Below are 19,376 nucleotides of genomic sequence, written 5' to 3' on the forward strand. Positions count from 1 at the left end.
CGGTGTCCCATGACGAACGGGAGGGGGGTACGGCCGTGAAGCCGTACCCCCCTCCCGAGATGCCCGAAGGCCTAGCCGAACTGCTGCTCGAGGTCCTTGAGCTTGCGCTCCAGGGAGTCGAGTCGCGGCAGGGCCATGGTGTCGTCCTCGGCGGTGAGGTCGACGGTGATGGGGTCAGTACCCTTGCGGACGGGCTGCAGGGACGGCCGTGAGCGTACGGGCAGTTGCTCCGGCGTCGATATGGCAGGCTCCGCGGAGACCATGTCGGAGCCCCGCTCCAGGGCCTGGGCCTCGCCCGGCCGGCCGCCACCGCGGCCGATGAATCCGCGGTGACCGCGGCTGATGGCCTTGAGCTGGGCGCGCTCCATGCGCTCCTTGTCGCGGCGGCGCAGTCGGGCGGTCTCCTTCTGGCGCTTGTCCTCGCGGACCTCGTCGACCGCCTCGTCCAGGCTGCGCACGTTCTCCAGCAGCATCAGCGACCAGGCCCTGTAGGTCTCGCGAGGGGCCCGCAGCCAGCGGACGATGCGGATCTGCGGCAGCGGGCGCGGCACCAGACCCTGCTCGCGCAGGGCGGCCCGGCGGGTCTGCTTCAGCGCGCGGTCGAAGAGGACGGCCGCCGAGAGGGACATGCCGGCGAAGAAGTGCGGGGCACCCGCGTGGCTGAGGCCCCGGGGCGCGTGCACCCAGTTGAACCAGGCCGCGGCACCGGCGAACGTCCATACGAGTATCCGGGAGCCGAGGGCCGCGTCACCGTGGCTGGCCTCGCGCACCGCGAGGACGGAGCAGAACATCGCCGCGCCGTCCAGGCCGAACGGCACCAGGTACTGCCAGCCGTTGTCCAGGCCCAGGTTCTGCTCACCGAAGCCGACCAGGCCCTTGAAGGAGAGTGCGGCCGCGACGGCGGCGCAGCAGAAGAGGAGTACATAGGAGGCCGTTCCGTATATGGCTTCCTTGCGCCTGCGGCGCTCCTCGCTGCGCTCCCAGGAGTCCTCGGTCTTGGCATGCTCCCCGGCGGACCGCTTGCCGCGCGCCAGCACCGCTACCGCTGCCAGCATGCCCAGGAGCAGTACGGCGCCCGGAAGCAACCAGTTCAGCGATATGTCGGTCAGTCTCATCTGGGGTCCCTTGCATTGGGATAGGGCGTGTAACGCCCGCCATAGTGGCCCAATCCCACTGGCCCTCAGGGGGTTTCGGGGCAAGAGGCCGCCAAGGAGGTGCAAGGGAATGCCCAAGGCGGCGTTCTGCTCGAACTGCCGCGTGAGGGGCGGGAGTTGAGTTCGAATAAGACTACCCGTACGGGTGGTTCCACGGAAAGTTCCTGCGCCAGGTGAGGAAATTGTGAATCGCCTGTAACCGAGTGGCAGCCCTGTTCGCGGATGATCTTACGGGACGTCCGCTCGCACCCGCGCCTGAGGGGCCCTCAACTGGCGGCTTCGGCCAGGAGTTTGACGACACGGTCGGCGTCGCAGGTGCGCGGACAGGTGGCGCAGGTGTCCTCGGGCTCCAGTGTGTAGTACATGCAGCAGCTGGCCCGGTCCCGGGTGGGCAGCGCCTCGCCGCGCGGTCCCGTCAGCTGCCGGAAGGCCGCCGCGCCGACGTACGGCTTCGTCGAGCCCGGCAGCAGCAGCTCCAGCTCCCGCTGGGCCCGCGCCTGCTCGCTCTCGCCGAGCAGCTGGGCGACGTACCAGAGCCCCTCGACGATCTCGTCGGTCACCATGCCCCACAGCGCCCGCCCGCGCCGCCGCATCCGCGGCCCGAACCCGCCGAGCATGGGCTCCAGGTGCTCGGCGATCGCTTCCCGTACCTCGGCCCGCAGTGCCTCCTCGTCGGGGACGACGCGGGCGCCGGGCAGCGCGGCGGCGGGATCGCCGGGCAGGCAGGTGAAGGCGCCGGTCCGCACGGCGAAGGCCATCGGCCCCTCGGTCCGGTCGTACGAGACATGCGTCACGGGGAAGCGCGGCACCCGGCGCTGCAGGAACCACGGCGCGGTGATCAGCAGACAGGCGGGCCAGGCGTACCGGTGCAGCCCGAAGCTCGCTATGACGTCCGGGCGTCCGCTGCGCCCGTGGTCCCGCAGCACCTGTGTGTCGTCCCACGCCAGAAAGGCGTCGAGGCCGGCCCCGCCCTCCGCGAGCGAGGTGGCGGTGACCCAGCCGCCGCCCCGCGGGGCCTGGTCCGCACTGTCCAGCTCCGCGACGGTGAATCCCGGGAAGGCCTCGGTCAGACGGTTGTAGGCGTCGGTGAGGGCCGAGGTGCGCACGGTCATGCGGGGTCCACCGATCCAAGACAGTTGTACGACTGTTTTGAAGGCAAGCCTAACCTTACCCAAGATCGCCGGGATTTGAACCAGGGGCTTCTGCGCCTAAGGTGCTTGACGGACGAGTAACAACCCGCCGTAATGACCCCAAGTACCGACACGTCCGGAGGAGGACCCGTGAAGCCGAGCGCGCAGGGCTCCACCGGGACGGGGGTTCCACCGGCGGTACGTGTACCGCCGCAGCTCACGGCGGCGAGGGGTGAGCACACGCACGGCGAGCGGCCCCGTCCCGAGCCGGCCGTACCTCCGGTCGGCGTGGCGCGACCGCGCCCCGAGGGCTGTGTGCCGGAGCCCCGTACCGAGCGCACGCGTACCGACGACGCGGTCGCCCCGCAGGTCCGTGCCGACCGGCCCCCCGCCGAGCCGCCCGTCCGGCCCGTCGTGCAGCGGGCCTCCGTGCGCGGGCAGATCCTCGACGCCCTGCGGACCTCGCTGGTCTCCGGCGAGCTGATGCCCGGTGAGGTCTACTCGGCGCCCGTTCTCGGCGACCGCTTCGGGGTGTCCGCGACGCCGGTCCGTGAGGCCATGCAGCAGCTCGCGCTGGAGGGTGCCGTCGAGGTCGTGCCCAACCGCGGGTTCCGGGTCGTGGAGCGGGGGGCGCGGGAGCTGGGTGAACTGGCCGAGGTGCGTGCGCTGATCGAGGTGCCGGTGATGCTGCGGCTGGCGCGTACCGTGACGGTCGAGCGGTGGGCCGAGTTGCGGCCGCTCGCCGAGGCGACGGTGCGGGCCGCGTCCACCGGGAGCCGGGCGGCGTACGCCGAGTCCGACCGCGCCTTCCATCGCGCCGTCCTCGCCCTCGCCGGCAACGACCAGCTCGTCCAGATCGCCGACGACCTCCACCGCCGGGCCCAGTGGCCCCTCGTCGGCGCCCCCACCTCCCGCGGCCGCGCGGAACTCGTGGCGGACGCGGCGGAACACACCGCGCTGCTGGACGCGTTGATCGCCGGGGACGTGGATGTGGTGCGGGTGCTGGTGGGCGAACACTTCACGGGCGCGAGCTGAGGCGTTTCTCGCCCCCGCCGCCCCTTCCCGTCCCGTCCCTGGGGGCTGCGCCCCCTGGGAGCGGGGTCGAAGGGGCGGCAGCCCCTGGGGATGGGAACGGGTAGGGGCGGCGGGGGCGAAAAAAGCCTCAGGCCGTGGCCGCCGGTGGGGGTGCCAACTGCTGGGACAGCCACGTCGGTACCCCGCCCAGCAGACGGAACAGCCGACGAGCCTCCTCCCGCAACCGCGAGGCCTCCGGCTCGACTTCCGCGTCCGCGAGGGAGGCGAGCGCCGGGGCCGTGCCGACCAGATATCCCAACTCCTCACGGATCCGCAGGGATTCGGCGAAGCCGTGCCGCGCCTCGGCCAACTCGCCGTCCCGAAGGGCGAGTCCGGCGAGGTGACGCCAAGTGAAGGACAGCAGCAGGGGATCGGCATGAGCCACCGCACCCGCATGCGCCCGCCGATACGCGGCCCGCGCCGACTGCGGTGAACGCGCCAGGTTCTCCGCCAGCAACCCCCGCCGGAAGTCCAGCAAGGCCCGCCCCGCCGCCCCCGGAGGGATCAACGCCGCCGCCCGCCCCAGCGCCGCCCGCGCCTCGTCGGCCCGGTCCCGCACCCCGTGCAGCGTGGCGGCATACGCAAGATGCCCGCGTTCACAAGCGGCCGCACCCCGCTCCTCGTCGGTGTGCGCCAGCGCCTCCGCGATCCGCAGCGCGTCCTCGGCCTCCTGCCATCCCTGCTCGGTGTAGAGACATCGCTCGACCAGCAAGGACGCCCGCTGCAGCGCGGATCCCGCCTCCACCGGCTGGAGCAGCGCCGCTGCGTCGACCCAGCACGCGCGTGAGCGCAGCCGCCATACCGCGGTCTGGAGTGGATCGTCAGGGGTCGTTCCGTTACCAGACATGGCGGTATACGCCACCTCGCCCTCCCCGGCACACCATTGAGCTGTTGAGTGGTGGCCGCATCTCAGCACGAATTCCGTGGCCCGGCCAAGGGGGTGGGTGAAGGATTTCACAAAGTCGTGGGTTCCCTGGCCCCGCCAGGTTTCAGCTCATCCGCAGTGCCAGGAAGAAATCCAGCTTGTCCTCCAGCCTCGACAGGTCACGACTCGTCAACTGCTCGATTCGCCCCACCCGGTAGCGCAGCGTGTTGACGTGCAGGTGGAGACGGGTCGCGCAACGCGTCCACGAACCGTCGCAGTCGAGGAAGGCCTCGAGGGTCGGGATCAGTTCCGCGCGGTGGCGGCGGTCGTAGTCGCGCAGCGGGTCCAGCAGCCGCGCGGTGAAGGCTCTGCGGACGTCGTCGGGCACGAAAGGGAGCAGGAGGACGTGCGAGGCCAGTTCCTGATGGCCCGCCGCACACACCCGGCCCGGCCGCGCCGCCGCCACCCGTCGGGCGTGCCGCGCCTCCTCCAGCGCGCCCCGCAACCCCTCCGCCGAGTGCACGGCCGCGCTGACGCCCAGCGTGACCCGGCCGTCGTCGTCCAGACCGGCGGCGAGGGGGTCCCGTACGGACTCCAGGAGCACATCGGCGAGGATCCCCGCCTCCGAGCCGTCGTGTTCGGTCGACACGGCCGGCAGCGGGACGAGCGCGATGGCCTCGTCACCCGTGTGGGCCACGGCGATGCGGTCGGAGTGCTCGGGCCCGGCGGACAGCGGGTCGACCAGGATCTCCTCGAGCAGCGACTGGGCGACCGCGCCGCTCTCGATCTCCCCGGCGGTCCCGCCGTCCCACTCGACGCGGGCCACGACGACCTGCCAGTGCGGGGCGGCCCCGAGACCGGGCAGCAGCACCGGCGCGGCGACCCTGAGGCGCGCGGCGATCTCGGCGGGAGCGGCGCCCGTCTGGACCAGCTCCAGGACCTCCTGGGCCAGTCGGCGGCGGACCGTGCGCGCCGCGTCCCTGCGGTCCCGTTCGACCGAGATCAGCTGGGTGACGCCCTGGAGCAGGTCCAGGCGCTCCTCGGGCCAGTCCCCGGCGTCCGCCTCGACGGCCAGCAGCCAGTCCGACAGGACCGTCTCGCGCACGTCCCGCGAGGCCTGCGGGGAGCGGCCGCTGCTGCGGACCGGGAAGAGCGAGTACGTCGTCGAGCCGAGCGGCAGCCGGTGCGGTCCGCGGCGGCCCGTGCGGGCGGCGGCCAGGTGCTCCGCGGCGAGCTTCGCGCAGATGTCGGCGGGCAGCGCCGGGCCCGTGGTCTTCGAGCCCGCGATCAGCCGCCCGGTGGGCGACAGCACCCACGCCCGCAGGTCCAGGTCGGAGCCCAGCAGGTCCAGGACCACGTCCGGGCCGCCGCCCGCCGGGCCCGAGGCCATCATCCGGCGGTGCCGGTCCACGACCGCCGCGAGATCTCCGGCGCGCTCGCCCGACACCTGCCGTACGACATGCTCGGTGATCGTCGCGAACGCCACCGACTCGTGCACCGCGAACAGCGGGAGCCGGTTGCGGGCACAGGCCAGCACGAGGTCGTCCGGCACATTGCCCAGCTCGGCCTCACCGGCGGCCAGCGCGGCCACCCCGGCCTGCACCAGGATCCGTACGAACGCGTCGGAGTCCTCGGCGTCCCGGCGCCAGGCCAGGCCCGTCAGGACCAGCTCCCCGCCCGAGAGATAGCGGCTCGGGTCACGGAGGTCGGTGGTCATCACACCCCGCACGGTGCGATCCAGCTCGTCCTCGCCGCCGAGCAGCCGCAGGCCCAGCGCGTCGGTGTCCAGCAGTGCGCGCAGCCGCATTCTCGTCGCCGCCGATCTTTGTCTCGAAATCTACGATGAACTTTGAGGGTCTTGTGATGACAGAGGCCCGCCAGGTGGGCTGAGGGCACGTCTCCCGGCCTTCCGGGCTGTGTCCCAGGTCACGCCCACTGTGTCGCGCGTTTCCGCAGGAAAACATGGAGGTTACTGAGGACCCCCGTTCATACGAATCTACAAGATGCCTGCCCCGACCAGCCAACTCCTTCAGAGTTTCCGTGACTGACCCCGTCGGAGCACACCGCTGTGTACTGAGCCCACTCCGCGTAAACAGCACATGAACGAGCCGGTCCCGCCGCACACGGTTTGGCTCGATCCGTACGACCCACGAGACGCAGAAGAGAGCCGGTCATGGACTTCCTTCGCCCCGCCAGCTGGGAGGAGGCGCTCGCCGCCAAGGCTGAGCACCCCACCGCTGTGCCCATTGCGGGCGGCACCGATGTGATGGTCGAGATCAACTTCGACCACCGGCGGCCCGAGTACCTGCTCGACCTGAACCGGATCACCGACCTCACCGAGTGGGAGGTCGGCGACGAGAGTGTCCGGCTGGGTGCCTCCGTCCCGTACACCGCGATCATGGAGAACCTGCGCGGCGAGCTCCCGGGCCTGGCGCTCGCCTCGCACACGGTCGCCTCCCCGCAGATCCGCAACCGCGGCGGCGTCGGCGGCAACCTCGGCACCGCCTCCCCGGCCGGCGACGCCCACCCCGCCCTCCTCGCGGCTGGCGCCGAGGTCGAGGTCGAGTCGGTGCGCGGCTCGCGCCTGATCCCGATCGACGCGTTCTACACCGGCGTGAAGCGCAACGCGCTCGCCGCCGACGAGCTGATCCGCGCGGTCCACATCAAGAAGGCCGACGGCCCGCAGCAGTACTCGAAGGTCGGTACGCGCAACGCCATGGTCATCGCCGTGTGCGCCTTCGGCCTCGCGCTGCACCCCGAGACCCGCACCGTCCGCACCGGCATCGGTTCGGCTGCGCCCACCCCCGTCCGGGCCAAGGCCGCGGAGGAGTTCCTGAACGCGGCGCTCGCGGAGGGCGGCTTCTGGGACAACGGGAAGATCATCACCCCGTCGGTCGCCAAGCAGTTCGCGGACCTGTGCTCCGGTGCCTGCAACCCGATCGACGACGTCCGGGGCACGGCGAGCTACCGCCGCCACGCGGTCGGCATCATGGCCCGCCGCACGCTGACCTGGGCGTGGGAGTCGTACCGCGGCACCGCCGCCAGCACGGAGGGAGTCGCGTAATGCGCGTCAATTTCACGGTCAACGGCCGTCCGCAGGAAGCCGACGACGTCTGGGAGGGCGAGAGCCTGCTCTACGTCCTGCGCGAGCGCCTGGGCCTGCCCGGCTCCAAGAACGCCTGCGAGCAGGGCGAGTGCGGCTCCTGCACGGTCCGTCTGGACGGCGTGCCGGTGTGTTCGTGTCTGGTCGCCGCCGGTCAGGTCGAGGGCCGCGAGGTCGTCACCGTCGAGGGCCTGGCGGACTTCGCCAAGCAGCGTGCCGAGCACGGCGGTTGCGCGAGTGGTGCCTGCGGTACGTCGGGCAAGCCGGGTACGTCCGTCCAGGACGCCCAGCAGTGGGCGGCCAAGGGCCAGGACTCGCAGACCGGTGAGGGCACCGAACTCTCCCCGATCCAGCAGGCGTTCATCGACGCCGGAGCCGTCCAGTGCGGCTTCTGCACCCCGGGTCTGCTGGTCGCCGCCGACGAGATGCTGGAGCGCAACCCCAACCCGACCGACGCGGACATCCGCGAGGCGCTGTCGGGCAACCTGTGCCGCTGCACCGGCTACGAGAAGATCATGGACGCGGTCCGCCTCGCGGCCGCCCGGCAGGGAGAGGCGGTCTGACCATGCCTACGAAACCCACCAGCGGCGCGCCCACCAAGATCACCCAGGGTTCGCAGACCAAGGGCGGCATCGGCGAGTCCACGCTCCGGCCGGACGGCACCCTCAAGGTCACCGGTGAGTTCGCGTACTCGTCCGACATGTGGCACGAGGACATGCTCTGGGGCCAGATCCTCCGCTCCACCGTCGCGCACGCCGAGATCGTGTCCATCGACACCTCCGAGGCCCTCGCCATGGCGGGCGTCTACGCCGTCATGACGTACGACGACCTGCCGACGGACGTGCGCAACTACGGCCTGGAGATCCAGGACACCCCGGTCCTCGCGCACGGCAAGGTCCGCCACCACGGCGAGCCGGTCGCGATCGTCGCCGCCGACCACCCGGAGACCGCGCGCCGCGCGGCCGCCAAGATCAAGGTCGAGTACCGCGAGCTGCCCGTCATCACCGACGAGGCCTCCGCGACCGCCCCGGACGCGATCCTCGTCCACGAGGGCCGCGACGACCACCACATCGGCCATGTCCCGCACCCGAACATCGTGCACCGCCAGCCGATCCTCCGCGGCGACGCCGCAGCGGCCGCCGAGCGCGCCGACTTCGTCGTCAAGGGCGAGTACACCTTCGGCATGCAGGACCAGGCCTTCCTCGGCCCCGAGTCGGGTCTCGCGGTGCCGGACGAGGACGGCGGCGTCCACCTCTACATCGCCACCCAGTGGCTGCACAGCGACCTCAAGCAGATCGCCCCGGTCCTCGGCCTGCCCGAGAGCAAGGTCCGGATGACGCTCTCCGGCGTCGGCGGCGCCTTCGGCGGCCGCGAGGACCTGTCAATGCAGATCCACGCGTGCCTGCTGGCGATGCGGACGGGGAAGCCCGTAAAGATCGTCTACAACCGCTTCGAGTCCTTCTTCGGGCACGTCCACCGCCACCCGGCCAAGCTCTACTACGAGCACGGGGCGACGAAGGACGGCAAGCTCACCCACGTCAAGTGCCGCATCGTGCTGGACGGCGGTGCGTACGCCTCCGCCTCCCCGGCGGTCGTCGGCAACGCCTCCTCGCTGTCGATCGGCCCGTACGTGGTCGACGACGTCGACATCGAGGCCATCGCCCTCTACTCCAACAACCCGCCCTGCGGCGCCATGCGCGGCTTCGGCGCGGTCCAGGCGTGCTTCGCCTACGAGGCGCAGATGGACAAGCTGGCCGACGCGGTCGGCATGGACCGGGTGGAGTTCCGTCAGCTCAACGCGATGGAGCAGGGCACGATCATGCCGACCGGGCAGCCGGTCGACTCGCCCGCCCCGGTCGCCGAACTCCTGCGCCGTGTCAAGGCGATGCCGATGCCGCCGGAGCAGCAGTGGCTCGCGGCCGGCGAGGCCGCCGACGTACGCCAGCTGCCGGGCGGCCTGTCCAACACCACGCACGGCGAAGGCGTCGTCCGCGGTGTCGGCTACGCGGTCGGCATCAAGAACGTCGGCTTCTCCGAGGGCTTCGACGACTACTCCACCGCCAAGGTGCGCATGGAGGTCATCGCCGGCGAGCCGGTCGCGACCGTGCACACCGCGATGGCGGAGGTCGGCCAGGGCGGTGTCACCGTCCACGCGCAGATCGCCCGCACCGAGCTGGGTGTCGCACAGGTGACCATCCACCCGGCCGACACACAGGTGGGCAGCGCCGGTTCGACGTCCGCGTCGCGTCAGACGTACGTCACCGGTGGCGCCGTCAAGAACTCCTGCGAGCTGGTCCGGGAGAAGGTCCTGGAGATCGGCCGCCGCAAGTTCGGCTCGTACCACCCCGCTTGGGCCACCGCCGAGCTGCTCCTGGAGGGCGGCAAGGTCGTCACCGACGGCGGCGAGGTCCTCGCGGACCTGGTCGACGTGCTCGAAGGCGAGAGCGTCGAGGTCGAGGCGGAGTGGCGGCACCGTCCGACCGAGGCCTTCGACCTGCGCACCGGACAGGGCTTCGGCCACGTCCAGTACTCCTTCGCCGCGCACCGCGCGGTCGTCGAGGTGGACACCGAGCTCGGCCTGGTCAAGGTCATCGAGCTGGCCTGCGCCCAGGACGTCGGCAAGGCGCTCAACCCGCTGTCCGTCATCGGCCAGATCCAGGGCGGCACGCTCCAGGGCATGGGCATCGCCGTCATGGAGGAGATCGTCGTCGACCCCAAGACCGCGAAGGTCAGGAACCCCTCCTTCACGGACTACCTCCTCCCCACCATCCTCGACACGCCGACCATCCCCGTCGACGTGCTCGAACTCGCCGACGACCACGCCCCCTACGGGCTCCGTGGCGTCGGCGAGGCCCCCACCCTGTCGTCCACCCCGGCCGTCCTCGCGGCGATCCGGAACGCGACCGGGCTGGAGCTCGACCGCACGCCGGTACGTCCCGAACACCTCACGGGAACGGCGTAGCAAAGCTCTCCGGGCGGCGCGCGGGAACGTCACACTTCACCGCGCCGCCCGGAGCACCAGGTCCCGCACCGCTCGCGGCACCTGAAGCATGTCCCAGTACCAGATCTGATCGTTCGTCTCGGGCCGTCCCCCGGGTCGTGCGGCCGAAGCACCTTCCCAAATCCCGTAGCCGCAAAAGCGGTTGGTACGGGTGCCCCTGTGAACCTTGGGAGTAGGCCCACATGACCCAGCAGTCACTGGAGCCGAAGACCGTTGCCGACGACGCGGGAGAAGGCACCCGCGTCCCGGCCGGACGGTCCTGGCTCGACCGGTACTTTCACATATCCAAGCGGGGATCCACGGTCGCGCGCGAGGTGCGCGGCGGTACGACCACCTTCATGGCGATGGCGTACATCCTGCTGCTCAACCCCCTGATCCTGTCCGGAAAGGACGCGGCGGGGGACACGCTCGCCCAGAAGGCCCTCATCACCGCGACCGCGTTCGCGGCGGCCTTCTCCACGCTGCTGATGGGCTTCTTCGGCAAGGTGCCGCTCGCCCTCGCCGCCGGCCTCTCCGTCTCCGGCGTCCTGGCCTCCCAGGTCGCCCCCGCGATGACCTGGCCGCAGGCCATGGGCATGTGCGTGATGTACGGCGTGGTCATCATGCTGCTGGTCGTCACCGGCCTCCGCGAGATGATCATGAATGCGATCCCGCTGGCCCTCAAGCACGCGATCACCATGGGTATCGGCCTCTTCGTCGCCCTGATCGGCTTCTACAAGGCCGGCTTCGTGCACCAGGGCGAGGCGACCCCGGTGACGCTCGGCCCGGCGGGTGAACTCGCGGGCTGGCCGGTGCTGTTGTTCGCGGTGACCCTGCTCGCGATCTTCATGCTCCAGGCGCGCGGTGTCCCCGGCGCGATCCTGCTCGGCATTCTCGGCGGCACGGTCCTGGCCGTGGTGCTCAACGCCCTCGACGTCATCGACCCCGGCCAGTGGGCGAGCGGTGCTCCCGAACTCCACGGCAGCGCGGTCTCGATGCCGGACTTCTCGATCTTCGGCAACGTCGAGGTCGGCGGCTGGGGCGAGGTCGGCGCGATGACGGTCGGCATGATCGTCTTCACGCTCGTCCTGGCCGGCTTCTTCGACGCGATGGCCACGATCATCGGCGTCGGCACGGAGGCCGAGCTGGCCGACGAGCAGGGCCGGATGCCGGGTCTGTCGAAGGCCCTCTTCATCGACGGCGCCGGCGGTGCGATCGGCGGTGTCGCGGGTGCCTCGGGCCAGACGGTGTTCGTGGAGTCGGCGACGGGCGTGGGCGAGGGAGCCCGCACGGGCCTCTCCTCGGTCGTCACCGGCCTGTTCTTCGCGGCCTGTCTGTTCTTCACCCCGCTGACGGCGATCGTGCCGGGCGAGGTCGCGGCGGCGGCCCTGGTGGTCATCGGCGCGATGATGATGATGAACGCGCGGCACGTCGACTGGGCGGACCGCGCGACGGCGATCCCGGTCTTCCTGACCGTCGTCATCATGCCGTTCACGTACTCGATCACGGCGGGCGTCGCCGCGGGTGTCATCTCGTACGTCGCGATCAAGGTCGCCCAGGGCAAGGCGCGGGAGATCGGGGCCTTCATGTGGGCCCTGACAGTGATCTTCTTCGTCTATTTCGCCCTCAGTCCCATTGAGAGCTGGATGGGCGTGCACTAGCCGCCCTGTTGCCCACGACCGCTGTTGTGAAGGAGACCGAGAGATGCTGGACATCGCCGAAGAGCTGCACCGGTGGGTCGAGCAGGGACGCGACTTCGCCGTGGCCACCGTGGTGGCCGTCGGCGGCAGCGCCCCTCGCCAGCCCGGCGCCGCGCTCGCGGTGGACGCCGACGGCACGGCGATCGGCTCGGTCTCCGGCGGTTGTGTCGAGGGCGCGGTGTACGAGCTGTGCCAACAGGCGCTTCAGGACGGCGAGACGGTCCTGGAACGCTTCGGCTACAGCGACGACGACGCCTTCGCGGTCGGTCTGACCTGCGGCGGCATCATCGACATCCTGGTCACGCCGGTACGGGCGGGCGACCCTGTCCGTCCGGTGGCGGCGGCGGCTCTGGCCGCGGCCTCGTCGGGCGAGGCGGCGGCGACGGCCCGGATCGTGTCGGGCCCGTCGGACCTGGTGGGCCGCGTGCTGCTGGTCCGCCCGGACGGTTCGTACGACGGCGGCTACGGCGGCCACCCGGAACTGGACCGCACGGTGGCGGCCGAGGCCGGCGCCTTCCTGGACGCCGGCCGCACGGGCACCCTGGAGATCGGCGAACAGGGCTCCCGCTGCGGGGCCCCGCTGACGGTCCTGGTCGAGTCCTCGGTCCCGGCGCCTCGGATGATCGTCTTCGGAGCGATCGACTTCGCGTCGGCGCTGGTGCGGGTCGGGAAGTTCCTGGGGTACCACGTCACGGTGTGCGACGCGCGCCCCGTGTTCGCGACGGCGGCCCGCTTCCCGGACGCGGACGACATAGTCGTCGAGTGGCCCCACAAGTACCTGAAGCGCACGGAGGTCGACGCCCGCACGGTCCTGTGCGTCCTGACCCACGACGCGAAGTTCGACATACCGCTGCTGCAACTGGCCCTCCGTCTGCCGGTCGCCTACATCGGCGCGATGGGCTCCCGCCGCACCCACCTCGACCGCAACGAACGCCTCCGCGAAGTCGGCGTCACCGAACTCGAGTTGACCCGACTGCGGTCCCCCATCGGCCTGGACCTGGGCGCCCGCACACCGGAGGAGACGGCCCTGTCGATCGGGGCGGAGATCGTCGCCAACCGGCGTGGGGGGAGCGGGGTTTCGCTGACGGGGGCGCATACGCCGATCCATCACGACGCGATGTCGTCGACGGTGGGGCGGATCGGGTCGGTGGCCTGAGGAGCTCAGGCGTGGCGGGTCACAGACGGTGGTGGATGTCGGCGAGGGAGTCCCTGCCGTCCCAGAACATGGAGTACACCTTGTCTCCCTCACGCACCTTGTCGAACGCCCTGTTGTGCGCGCACTTGAGCTCCTGCCCCACGACCTGGGGATCCCGGGCAGGCACTTCCAGCTTGCCCTCGTGTTCGGCGGGCTGCCTGGGGCACAGAGTCACGTGCTTGCCCTTGACGACGGCCGGGACCTCGGCCTCCGTGGCACCCACGCGCTCCAGGAGCGCGGTCTTTACGCCTGGCGCGTGACGGGGGTCGTCTCCCGGGGCGCACAGGGTCAGGTCGGGTGCCCGCTACGCACGCAGCACGAAGCAGCGCACCCCGCCGGGCTCCAGGTCGTACCACCGCCCTCGGCCCCAGCCGTCCGTGACGACGGCGACGTCCTCCGCCGTCAGCCCGATGCTGCCTCGCTCCTCGGGCAGCCGCCCCGTCAGCGGAGTCGTCACCACCCACACACCGCCCGGCGCCAGCAGCCCGCGCACCCGCTGCGCGACCGCCGCCTTGTCCGCCATGAACGCCAGCACCAGCCGCATCGTCACCACGTCGAACCCGGCCGGGGCAAGCGCGCGCCGCCACCTCCGCCGCGTTCTCGAAGTCCAGGCGGCCCGCCTCCAGACGCGGCTCCAGCTCCGCGTACCGATCCCGCACCGCCGCCACCGCCGCCTCCGCCCAGTCGACGGCGAGCGTGTCGCAGCCGAGGCGGGCGAGCTCGGCGGCGTACCCGCCCAGGCCGCACCCGACGTCCAGTACCCGCGCACCGGATGGTGGCCGCACCGCCTGCCGGAAGAGCCGCATCTCGTGCGCGTCGACACCCCGGAAGCCCCGCCCCGCGGCGAAGCGCTCCTCCCAGCCGTCCCGACTCACGCCCAACCGCCTGTCACGCCTTCCTCAACAGCCGATTCACCGCCCGCCCGAACACATACCCGGCCACCCGCCGCACCACCGGATCCACCACCCCGGGCAGGAACCGGAACCCCAGTTCCTCCCGCCACACCACCCGACTGCGCCCGCCCGGCCCGGGGCCGACCTCGATCTCGGCCCAGCCGGTCACCACGCGGCCGCGTTTCTCCAGTCGGCACAGCCCGGCCGCACCGGGTGCCGGCGGCCGCCACAGCGTGACCTCCATGCGGTCGTCGAAGGTGAGGGGGCCGACCCCGGTGCGGGCGACGAAGACCGTGCCCGTACCCGTCGGCCCCGCGGTCTCCACGGTGACGCGGGTCAGCGGGACCACCTCGCCATGGCGGGGCCACTGGGTGAGGCGGCGCCAGGCCTCGTCGGGGGGAAGCGGTGGCGTGCGTTCGAGGAGGAAGTTGACCACGCGACGATCTTAGGGAATCCGGCCAGCTCAGCGCCGTATTCATATCCGGCTCACATACTTGGCCCCCTCGGCGGTCGTCGGACGGGCGTACACCCGGTGAACCCGCTCCGCACCATGGCCCGCAACCCCTACGATTCCGACCATGGGTGGGCATTCCGCCCGCCCCCAGGGGGAGTTGGTCACCATGCCACTGAAGGCCTACGGCGTACTGATCACACGGGCGGTCGACACCCGGCGCGAGGGCGCCGTCGACACCCCGCACTACCAGATCCATCTGACCGACGATCAGGACGTCCACTACCGCGCCGCCGTCAACGTGCTGTCCCAGGAGCGGCCCTCGGAGCTGCTCTACCTCGTCGACGAGGACTTCCGGCACCCGGTCACCGGTCGGCTCGCGGGACTCGGCAGTGGGTGGAACGCCCTGCCGCCCGGCCCCGGCGGCCCCAACCTCGACTTCGTGCGCGGCAACCTCTTCGACCCGGCGAAGATGCGCACCCTGCCCCCGGACGCCCCCGGCACCGACGACGACCTGGCCGACATCCTCGATCACTACGTACGGCGTGCCGTCGCGGACCCGGACGCCCGGCTGTACGTCTTCGGCGAGCGCTTCGGGCCCGAACCCCGCGTCAAGGACAAGGTGTTCGGCTTCCTGCCCGGCAACGGCATTCACGACATCCACATGAACCAGGGCAACAGCCGGAAGTTCCGTGGCGACGACGGTGTCTGGCAGGACGGCGGGATGCTCATCCACTTCCCCGGCCAGGACCGCTGGGTGGGGATCTTCCTCGCCTTCCAGAGCCAGTCCTGGCACACGGACGATGTCACCGGCCACGCCCTGGAGGACGTCGAGGGCAACCGGCCCGAGCCGGACAGCCTGCCCGTCCGGATCGTCGCGGCGCTCGTCAACCCGCGCGGCCCCGCACCCGAGGCGGAGACGGTCACCCTGCTCAACGCCTCGCCCGATCCCGTCGACCTCACCGGCTGGCGTATCGGGGACCGGCTGGGCCAGAAGTCCCCGGTGTCGGGCGGTCCGCTCGCCCCCGGCACCTGTCTCGTCGTCCCGCTCGGCGCGAACGGAGCCCGACTCGGCAACCACGGCGGCGAGATCACCCTCCTCGACGCCAAGGGACTCAAGGCGCACGGAGTTTCGTACACCAAGGACCAGGCGGCGAGGGAGGGGTGGTCCGTCGTCTTCTGACCGGATGAACGGGGCGACAGGCATGGCCCGATGACGTCATGACGTCTATCGCATCCGTACACCCGTACGGCACCATGAGCGCGACCCCGCACCACCAGCGGCCGGAGGGCGTCCCGTGGACCGTGAACTGCCGTGGAGACGTGATGAGTTGCAGCGCGATCCCTATCCGCACTACGAGCGGGCGCGGCACGCCGACGGGCTGACGTACCTCGACGAGCTGGACGCCTGGCTGGTCGCCCGGGACGCCGATGTACGAGAAGTCCTCCGCCGGCCCGAGGACTTCTCGTCGGTCAACGCGCTCATCCCGGACGTGCTTCCCTCGCCCGCCGCGCTCGCCGTCCTCGGCGGCGGCTTCGGCGGGCGGCCCGTCGTCGTCACCTCCGACGGCGACCGGCATCAGGAGCTGCGCGCGCCGATCGTCCGCGGGCTCTCCCCGGCGCGGGTCGCCGCCGTCCTGCCGTATGCCGCCGGGCGCGCCGCCGACCTGGTCGAGGGGTTCGCCAAGGACGGCGAGGTCGAGCTGATGTCGGCGTACGCCGGAAAGCTTCCCGGCGACGTCATCGGCCGCGTCGTCGGTCTCGATCCCGAGGATGTGCCCGGCGTCGTGCACGGCGGCCATCGCGCCGAAGAGCTGCTGTTCCGTCCACTGGAGGAGGCCGAGCAGGTCGCCGCCGCCGAGGACGTCGTCGCGATGCAGCACACGCTGGACCGGTATGTGCGGGAACGGCACGCCGAGCCCCGCGAGGACCTGTGCACGGAGCTCGTAGGCTCCGTCGCCGAACCCGGTGACCTCACCCTGGAGCACCGTCACGAACTCGTCGCCCATCTTCAGAACCTGCTGATCGCCGGGCATCTCACCACCACCGCGCTCATCGGGACGACGGTCCTGCACCTGCTGCGGCACCGGGCGCAGTGGGAGCTGCTGTGCGCCGAGCCCGAGCGGATTCCGGCGGCCGTCGAGGAGGCCGCCCGCTACGACAGCGCCCTGCAGGGGTTCCGCCGGGTCACCACCGGCCCCGTCACTGTCGCCGGAACCGAACTCCCGCCCGGGGCCACGGTGTTCGTGGCCTTCGGCGGCGCCAACCGGGACGCCGCCCGCCATCCGCGCCCCGACGAGTTCGACATCACCCGTGCTCCGGGCCGCCATCTCGCCTTCGGGTTCGGTGTGCACGGCTGCCCCGGCTCCCAGCTCGCCCGTGAGCAACTCCGGCTCACCCTGGAGGAGTTGACCCGACGGCTGCCCGGGCTGCGACTGGCGGACGGCCTGCCGGTCGAGATGCGGCCCACGATGATCCACCGCTCCCCGTACCGTCTGCGCCTCACCTGGTGAACGCCCCGCAAGGCCTCAGCGGTACACCTTGCCCGGCTCGGCCTTCCCGGGGGCCAGCAACTGCGGCACGGTCACGAAGACATACCCCCGCGCCTTCAGCGCGTCGATGATCCCGGGCACGGCCGGCACGGTGCCGTCGTAGAGGTCGTGGAGCAGGATGATCCCGTCGCGGGACACCTGGTCGAGCACGCGCTTCTGGATCAGCGCGGAGTCGTTCGTCTTGTAGTCCTTGGCGGTCACGCTCCACAGCACCTCCGCCATGCCCAGCTCACGGCAGATGTCGTGGACGGTGTCGTTCGTCCGGCCCTGCGGCGGGCGCATGAGCGTCGGTCTCTGCCCGGTGAGCCGCTCTATCTCCTTGTTGGGGCGCTCCAGTTCCTCGCGTATCTCCTCGGGCGTCAGCTTCGTCAGAATCTTGTGGTCCCAGGTGTGGCTGGCCACCTCGTGGCCCTCGTCGGCCATGCGTCCGACAAGGTCCGGGTACTTCTCGATGTGCCGTTTGCCGAGGAGGAAGAAGGTCGCCGGGACCTGCTTTTCCTTGAGGATGTCGAGCAGCCGGGCGGAGTGCTCGCTGGGCCCGGCGTCGAAGGTGAGCGCGACGCACTTGGCCTCGCGGCAGTCGACGGTCCCGAACCGGGCCACCTGTGCGGTGGCCGCGGCCTGGTTCCGGGCGGCGCTGGGCGCGGTCGTGTCGAGCGACCCGCAGCCGGTCAGCGACAGCGCCAAGGATGCTGCCGCCGCCGACATCAACGCCGCTCGGAACCTGTTCCCCGTTTTGTTCATCTTGTTGGTCGCAGAAGGCATGCCGGGACTATACACAGCGATTATACATTCGGTGTATAGCCTATTCGATCATGCCTTCAGGACCGTCTACTGGGCGTAGAACGTGGCGTCCGCCCGGTCCGTGGAGGTGCTCAGTGCCTGCACGTACAACAGGTAGTTGTAGTGCCGCACATACCGGCCGGCGTAGTTGTACGACTCGTAGGAGACCCCCGCCGAGTCGGCCAGCCCGGCCCGCCGGTAGAAGCTGGCGGACGAGGCGAAGGCCGAGGTGCCGTCGTTCTTCTCCACCCACACCTCGAAGTTCTTGTGCCGCAGGAAGTACCCGGGGAAGTTGGCCGACTCCAGGGAGACCGTGCCGGTGCCGGCGAGGCCGGTGACGGCCCGGAACTGCGAGTCGGCGAGCGGCGAGACGTTCGCCTCGATACGGGCCCGGTACTCCCAGTGCCGGACGAAGCGGTCCGCGAAGTTGTACGACGACAGGCGCTGCGGGGTGACCCCGTCGGCGACCGGGATGCCGAAGTCGGGGGTGCCGTCGGCCTTCCAGTACACCTTCTGCACCCGGGTACGGCGGTTCGGGTCGTTCAGCGGGTCACCGCTGATGTCCTTGTAGCTGCGGTCGTGGTAGACGAGGATGTCCGACTTGCCGTCCTCGGAGACGGTGAAGGAGTTGTGGCCCGGACCGTACTGCGAGGTCGCCGCGCTCGTCTGGAAGACCGGCGTCGAACCCTTCGTCCAGGAAGCCGGGTTGGTGAGATCGGCGGTCGCCGACGCCGTCAGCATCCCCAGGCAGTAGTTGGCGTCGGTGGCGCTCGCCGAGTACGTCATGAAGACCTTGCCGCCGTGCTGGATCAGCGCCGGACCCTCATTGACCTTGTAGCCGACGGTCTCCCACGACAGCGTCGGCTGCGAGAGCTCCGCCGGAGTCCCGCTGATCGTCCAGGGGTTGGACAACTTCGCTATGAACAGGCTGGTGTTGTTGTCCTCCGACGGGTTGCGCTGCGCCCACGCCAGATAGCGCACACCGTTCACGACGAAGGTCGTCGCGTCCAGCGAGAAGCTCTCCCACGTGGTCTTGATCTGGCCCTTCTCGGCCCAGGTCGCGGTGAGCGGATTGGCGCCGGTGCCCTCCAGGACGTACATCCGGATCGCCCACACATCACTCGTGGACCCGGCGGCGAAGTACACGTACCACTTGCCGTCGATGAAGTGGATCTCCGGCGCCCAGATGTGCGCGCCCATCACCCCGCTGGTGTGCTTGGTCCAGATGGTGACCTCGGAGGCCGTCGACAGCCCCTGGATGGTGGTCGCCCGGCGCAGCACGATGCGGTCGTACTCGGGGACCGTCGCGGTGAAGTAGTAGTAGCCGTCGGTGTGTTTGAAGATGTGCGGGTCGGCCCGCTTCTCCGCGATGGGGTTGGTGTAGGTCACGGCGGGGGAGTCGGGCACGGCGGCCTGGGCGGGGGAGGAGCCCGGGCCGACGAGGCAGGCGGCGAGCGCCACCAGCATCGCCAGAAGCAGGCGAACGGCGTTGTTTC

General features: G+C 70.8%; 17 protein-coding genes and 1 pseudogene. 8 read left to right on the forward strand and 10 right to left on the reverse strand.

The window, feature by feature from the left end:
• Window positions 1–71: 71 nt before the first annotated feature.
• The gene (locus OHU89_RS38185; protein ID WP_266820968.1) at window positions 72–1,115 is read right to left on the reverse strand and encodes a DUF2637 domain-containing protein; all 1,044 of its coding nucleotides are present in this window, start codon (window positions 1,113–1,115) and stop codon (window positions 72–74) included.
• 305 nt (window positions 1,116–1,420) lie between these two features.
• Window positions 1,421–2,266 carry a (2Fe-2S)-binding protein gene (locus tag OHU89_RS38190; protein ID WP_405649514.1) on the reverse strand — a complete coding sequence of 282 codons (846 nt, stop codon included), beginning with the start codon at window positions 2,264–2,266 and terminating at the stop codon, window positions 1,421–1,423.
• Window positions 2,267–2,434: 168 nt separating this feature from the next.
• Here OHU89_RS38190 and OHU89_RS38195 point away from each other — a divergent pair, with 168 nt between their 5' ends.
• Window positions 2,435–3,319, forward strand: a complete 885-nt coding sequence (locus OHU89_RS38195) for a GntR family transcriptional regulator (RefSeq protein WP_405649515.1) — start codon at window positions 2,435–2,437, stop codon at window positions 3,317–3,319.
• A gap of 127 nt (window positions 3,320–3,446) precedes the next feature.
• Here OHU89_RS38195 and OHU89_RS38200 read toward each other — a convergent pair whose 3' ends face one another.
• Window positions 3,447–4,220, reverse strand: a complete 774-nt coding sequence (locus tag OHU89_RS38200) for a hypothetical protein (protein ID WP_267014551.1) — start codon at window positions 4,218–4,220, stop codon at window positions 3,447–3,449.
• Between the two features lie 127 nt (window positions 4,221–4,347).
• Window positions 4,348–6,030 (reverse strand): PucR family transcriptional regulator, encoded by a 1,683-nt coding sequence (locus OHU89_RS38205; RefSeq protein WP_405649516.1) that lies wholly within the window; start codon window positions 6,028–6,030, stop codon window positions 4,348–4,350.
• Window positions 6,031–6,396: 366 nt separating this feature from the next.
• Here OHU89_RS38205 and OHU89_RS38210 point away from each other — a divergent pair, with 366 nt between their 5' ends.
• From OHU89_RS38210 to OHU89_RS38230, 5 genes are all read left to right on the forward strand, one after another.
• A complete protein-coding gene (locus OHU89_RS38210; protein WP_266886457.1) occupies window positions 6,397–7,287 on the forward strand; it encodes a xanthine dehydrogenase family protein subunit M in 891 nt (296 codons plus the stop codon).
• Window positions 7,287–7,889 carry a (2Fe-2S)-binding protein gene (locus tag OHU89_RS38215; protein ID WP_266886455.1) on the forward strand — a complete coding sequence of 201 codons (603 nt, stop codon included), beginning with the start codon at window positions 7,287–7,289 and terminating at the stop codon, window positions 7,887–7,889. The genes OHU89_RS38210 and OHU89_RS38215 overlap by 1 nt, the downstream gene beginning before the upstream one ends.
• Window positions 7,890–7,891: 2 nt before the next feature.
• Window positions 7,892–10,288: a xanthine dehydrogenase family protein molybdopterin-binding subunit gene (locus OHU89_RS38220; protein WP_405649517.1), complete on the forward strand. Its 2,397-nt coding sequence runs from the start codon at window positions 7,892–7,894 to the stop codon at window positions 10,286–10,288.
• 221 nt (window positions 10,289–10,509) lie between these two features.
• Complete coding sequence (locus tag OHU89_RS38225; RefSeq protein WP_405649518.1) at window positions 10,510–11,967, forward strand: NCS2 family permease; 1,458 nt, start codon at window positions 10,510–10,512, stop codon at window positions 11,965–11,967.
• A gap of 43 nt (window positions 11,968–12,010) precedes the next feature.
• Window positions 12,011–13,162, forward strand: coding sequence for an XdhC family protein (locus tag OHU89_RS38230; protein ID WP_405649519.1), 1,152 nt, complete (start codon window positions 12,011–12,013; stop codon window positions 13,160–13,162).
• 19 nt (window positions 13,163–13,181) lie between these two features.
• On the opposite strand, the gene OHU89_RS38235 is transcribed toward OHU89_RS38230, so the two are convergent.
• The 4 genes and pseudogenes from OHU89_RS38235 to OHU89_RS38250 all read right to left on the reverse strand — a co-directional run bounded on the left by OHU89_RS38235 (window position 13,182) and on the right by OHU89_RS38250 (window position 14,530).
• A complete protein-coding gene (locus OHU89_RS38235; protein WP_405649520.1) occupies window positions 13,182–13,424 on the reverse strand; it encodes a hypothetical protein in 243 nt (80 codons plus the stop codon).
• An 81-nt stretch (window positions 13,425–13,505) separates the two neighbouring features.
• Window positions 13,506–13,751 carry a hypothetical protein gene (locus OHU89_RS38240; protein WP_405649521.1) on the reverse strand — a complete coding sequence of 82 codons (246 nt, stop codon included), beginning with the start codon at window positions 13,749–13,751 and terminating at the stop codon, window positions 13,506–13,508.
• A gap of 103 nt (window positions 13,752–13,854) precedes the next feature.
• Window positions 13,855–14,007: pseudogene (locus OHU89_RS38245) on the reverse strand (class I SAM-dependent methyltransferase); the annotation flags it as partial.
• An 82-nt stretch (window positions 14,008–14,089) separates the two neighbouring features.
• Window positions 14,090–14,530, reverse strand: coding sequence for an SRPBCC family protein (locus OHU89_RS38250; protein WP_405649522.1), 441 nt, complete (start codon window positions 14,528–14,530; stop codon window positions 14,090–14,092).
• A gap of 184 nt (window positions 14,531–14,714) precedes the next feature.
• Between OHU89_RS38250 and OHU89_RS38255 the strand changes: the two genes are divergently transcribed.
• On the forward strand, window positions 14,715–15,728 hold the full coding sequence (locus OHU89_RS38255; RefSeq protein ID WP_405654819.1) for a DUF2278 family protein: 1,014 nt from the start codon (window positions 14,715–14,717) through the stop codon (window positions 15,726–15,728).
• A gap of 115 nt (window positions 15,729–15,843) precedes the next feature.
• Window positions 15,844–17,058 carry a cytochrome P450 gene (locus OHU89_RS38260; RefSeq protein WP_405649523.1) on the forward strand — a complete coding sequence of 405 codons (1,215 nt, stop codon included), beginning with the start codon at window positions 15,844–15,846 and terminating at the stop codon, window positions 17,056–17,058.
• Between the two features lie 15 nt (window positions 17,059–17,073).
• On the opposite strand, the gene OHU89_RS38265 is transcribed toward OHU89_RS38260, so the two are convergent.
• Window positions 17,074–17,862, reverse strand: coding sequence for a polysaccharide deacetylase family protein (locus tag OHU89_RS38265; protein ID WP_405649524.1), 789 nt, complete (start codon window positions 17,860–17,862; stop codon window positions 17,074–17,076).
• Between the two features lie 66 nt (window positions 17,863–17,928).
• Entirely contained in the window at window positions 17,929–19,347 is a 1,419-nt protein-coding gene (locus OHU89_RS38270) for a family 43 glycosylhydrolase (protein ID WP_405654821.1), read from the reverse strand.
• Between the last annotated feature and the right edge of the window lie 29 nt (window positions 19,348–19,376).

The sequence above is a fragment of the Streptomyces sp. NBC_00019 genome, from assembly GCF_045041015.1.
Classification (GTDB): Bacteria; Actinomycetota; Actinomycetes; order Streptomycetales; family Streptomycetaceae; genus Streptomyces.

Bases quoted from the DNA above. Each gene is read 5' to 3' on its own strand.
- OHU89_RS38185 (WP_266820968.1), bottom strand. From the start codon at position 1,115: ATGAGACTGACCGACATATCGCTGAACTGGTTGCTTCCGGGCGCCGTA.
- OHU89_RS38190 (WP_405649514.1), bottom strand. From the start codon at position 2,266: ATGACCGTGCGCACCTCGGCCCTCACCGACGCCTACAACCGTCTGACC.
- OHU89_RS38205 (WP_405649516.1), bottom strand. From the start codon at position 6,030: ATGCGGCTGCGCGCACTGCTGGACACCGACGCGCTGGGCCTGCGGCTG.
- OHU89_RS38210 (WP_266886457.1), top strand. From the start codon at position 6,397: ATGGACTTCCTTCGCCCCGCCAGCTGGGAGGAGGCGCTCGCCGCCAAG.
- OHU89_RS38215 (WP_266886455.1), top strand. From the start codon at position 7,287: ATGCGCGTCAATTTCACGGTCAACGGCCGTCCGCAGGAAGCCGACGAC.
- OHU89_RS38220 (WP_405649517.1), top strand. From the start codon at position 7,892: ATGCCTACGAAACCCACCAGCGGCGCGCCCACCAAGATCACCCAGGGT.
- OHU89_RS38225 (WP_405649518.1), top strand. From the start codon at position 10,510: ATGACCCAGCAGTCACTGGAGCCGAAGACCGTTGCCGACGACGCGGGA.
- OHU89_RS38230 (WP_405649519.1), top strand. From the start codon at position 12,011: ATGCTGGACATCGCCGAAGAGCTGCACCGGTGGGTCGAGCAGGGACGC.
- OHU89_RS38255 (WP_405654819.1), top strand. From the start codon at position 14,715: ATGCCACTGAAGGCCTACGGCGTACTGATCACACGGGCGGTCGACACC.
- OHU89_RS38265 (WP_405649524.1), bottom strand. From the start codon at position 17,862: ATGCCTTCTGCGACCAACAAGATGAACAAAACGGGGAACAGGTTCCGA.
- OHU89_RS38270 (WP_405654821.1), bottom strand. From the start codon at position 19,347: ATGCTGGTGGCGCTCGCCGCCTGCCTCGTCGGCCCGGGCTCCTCCCCC.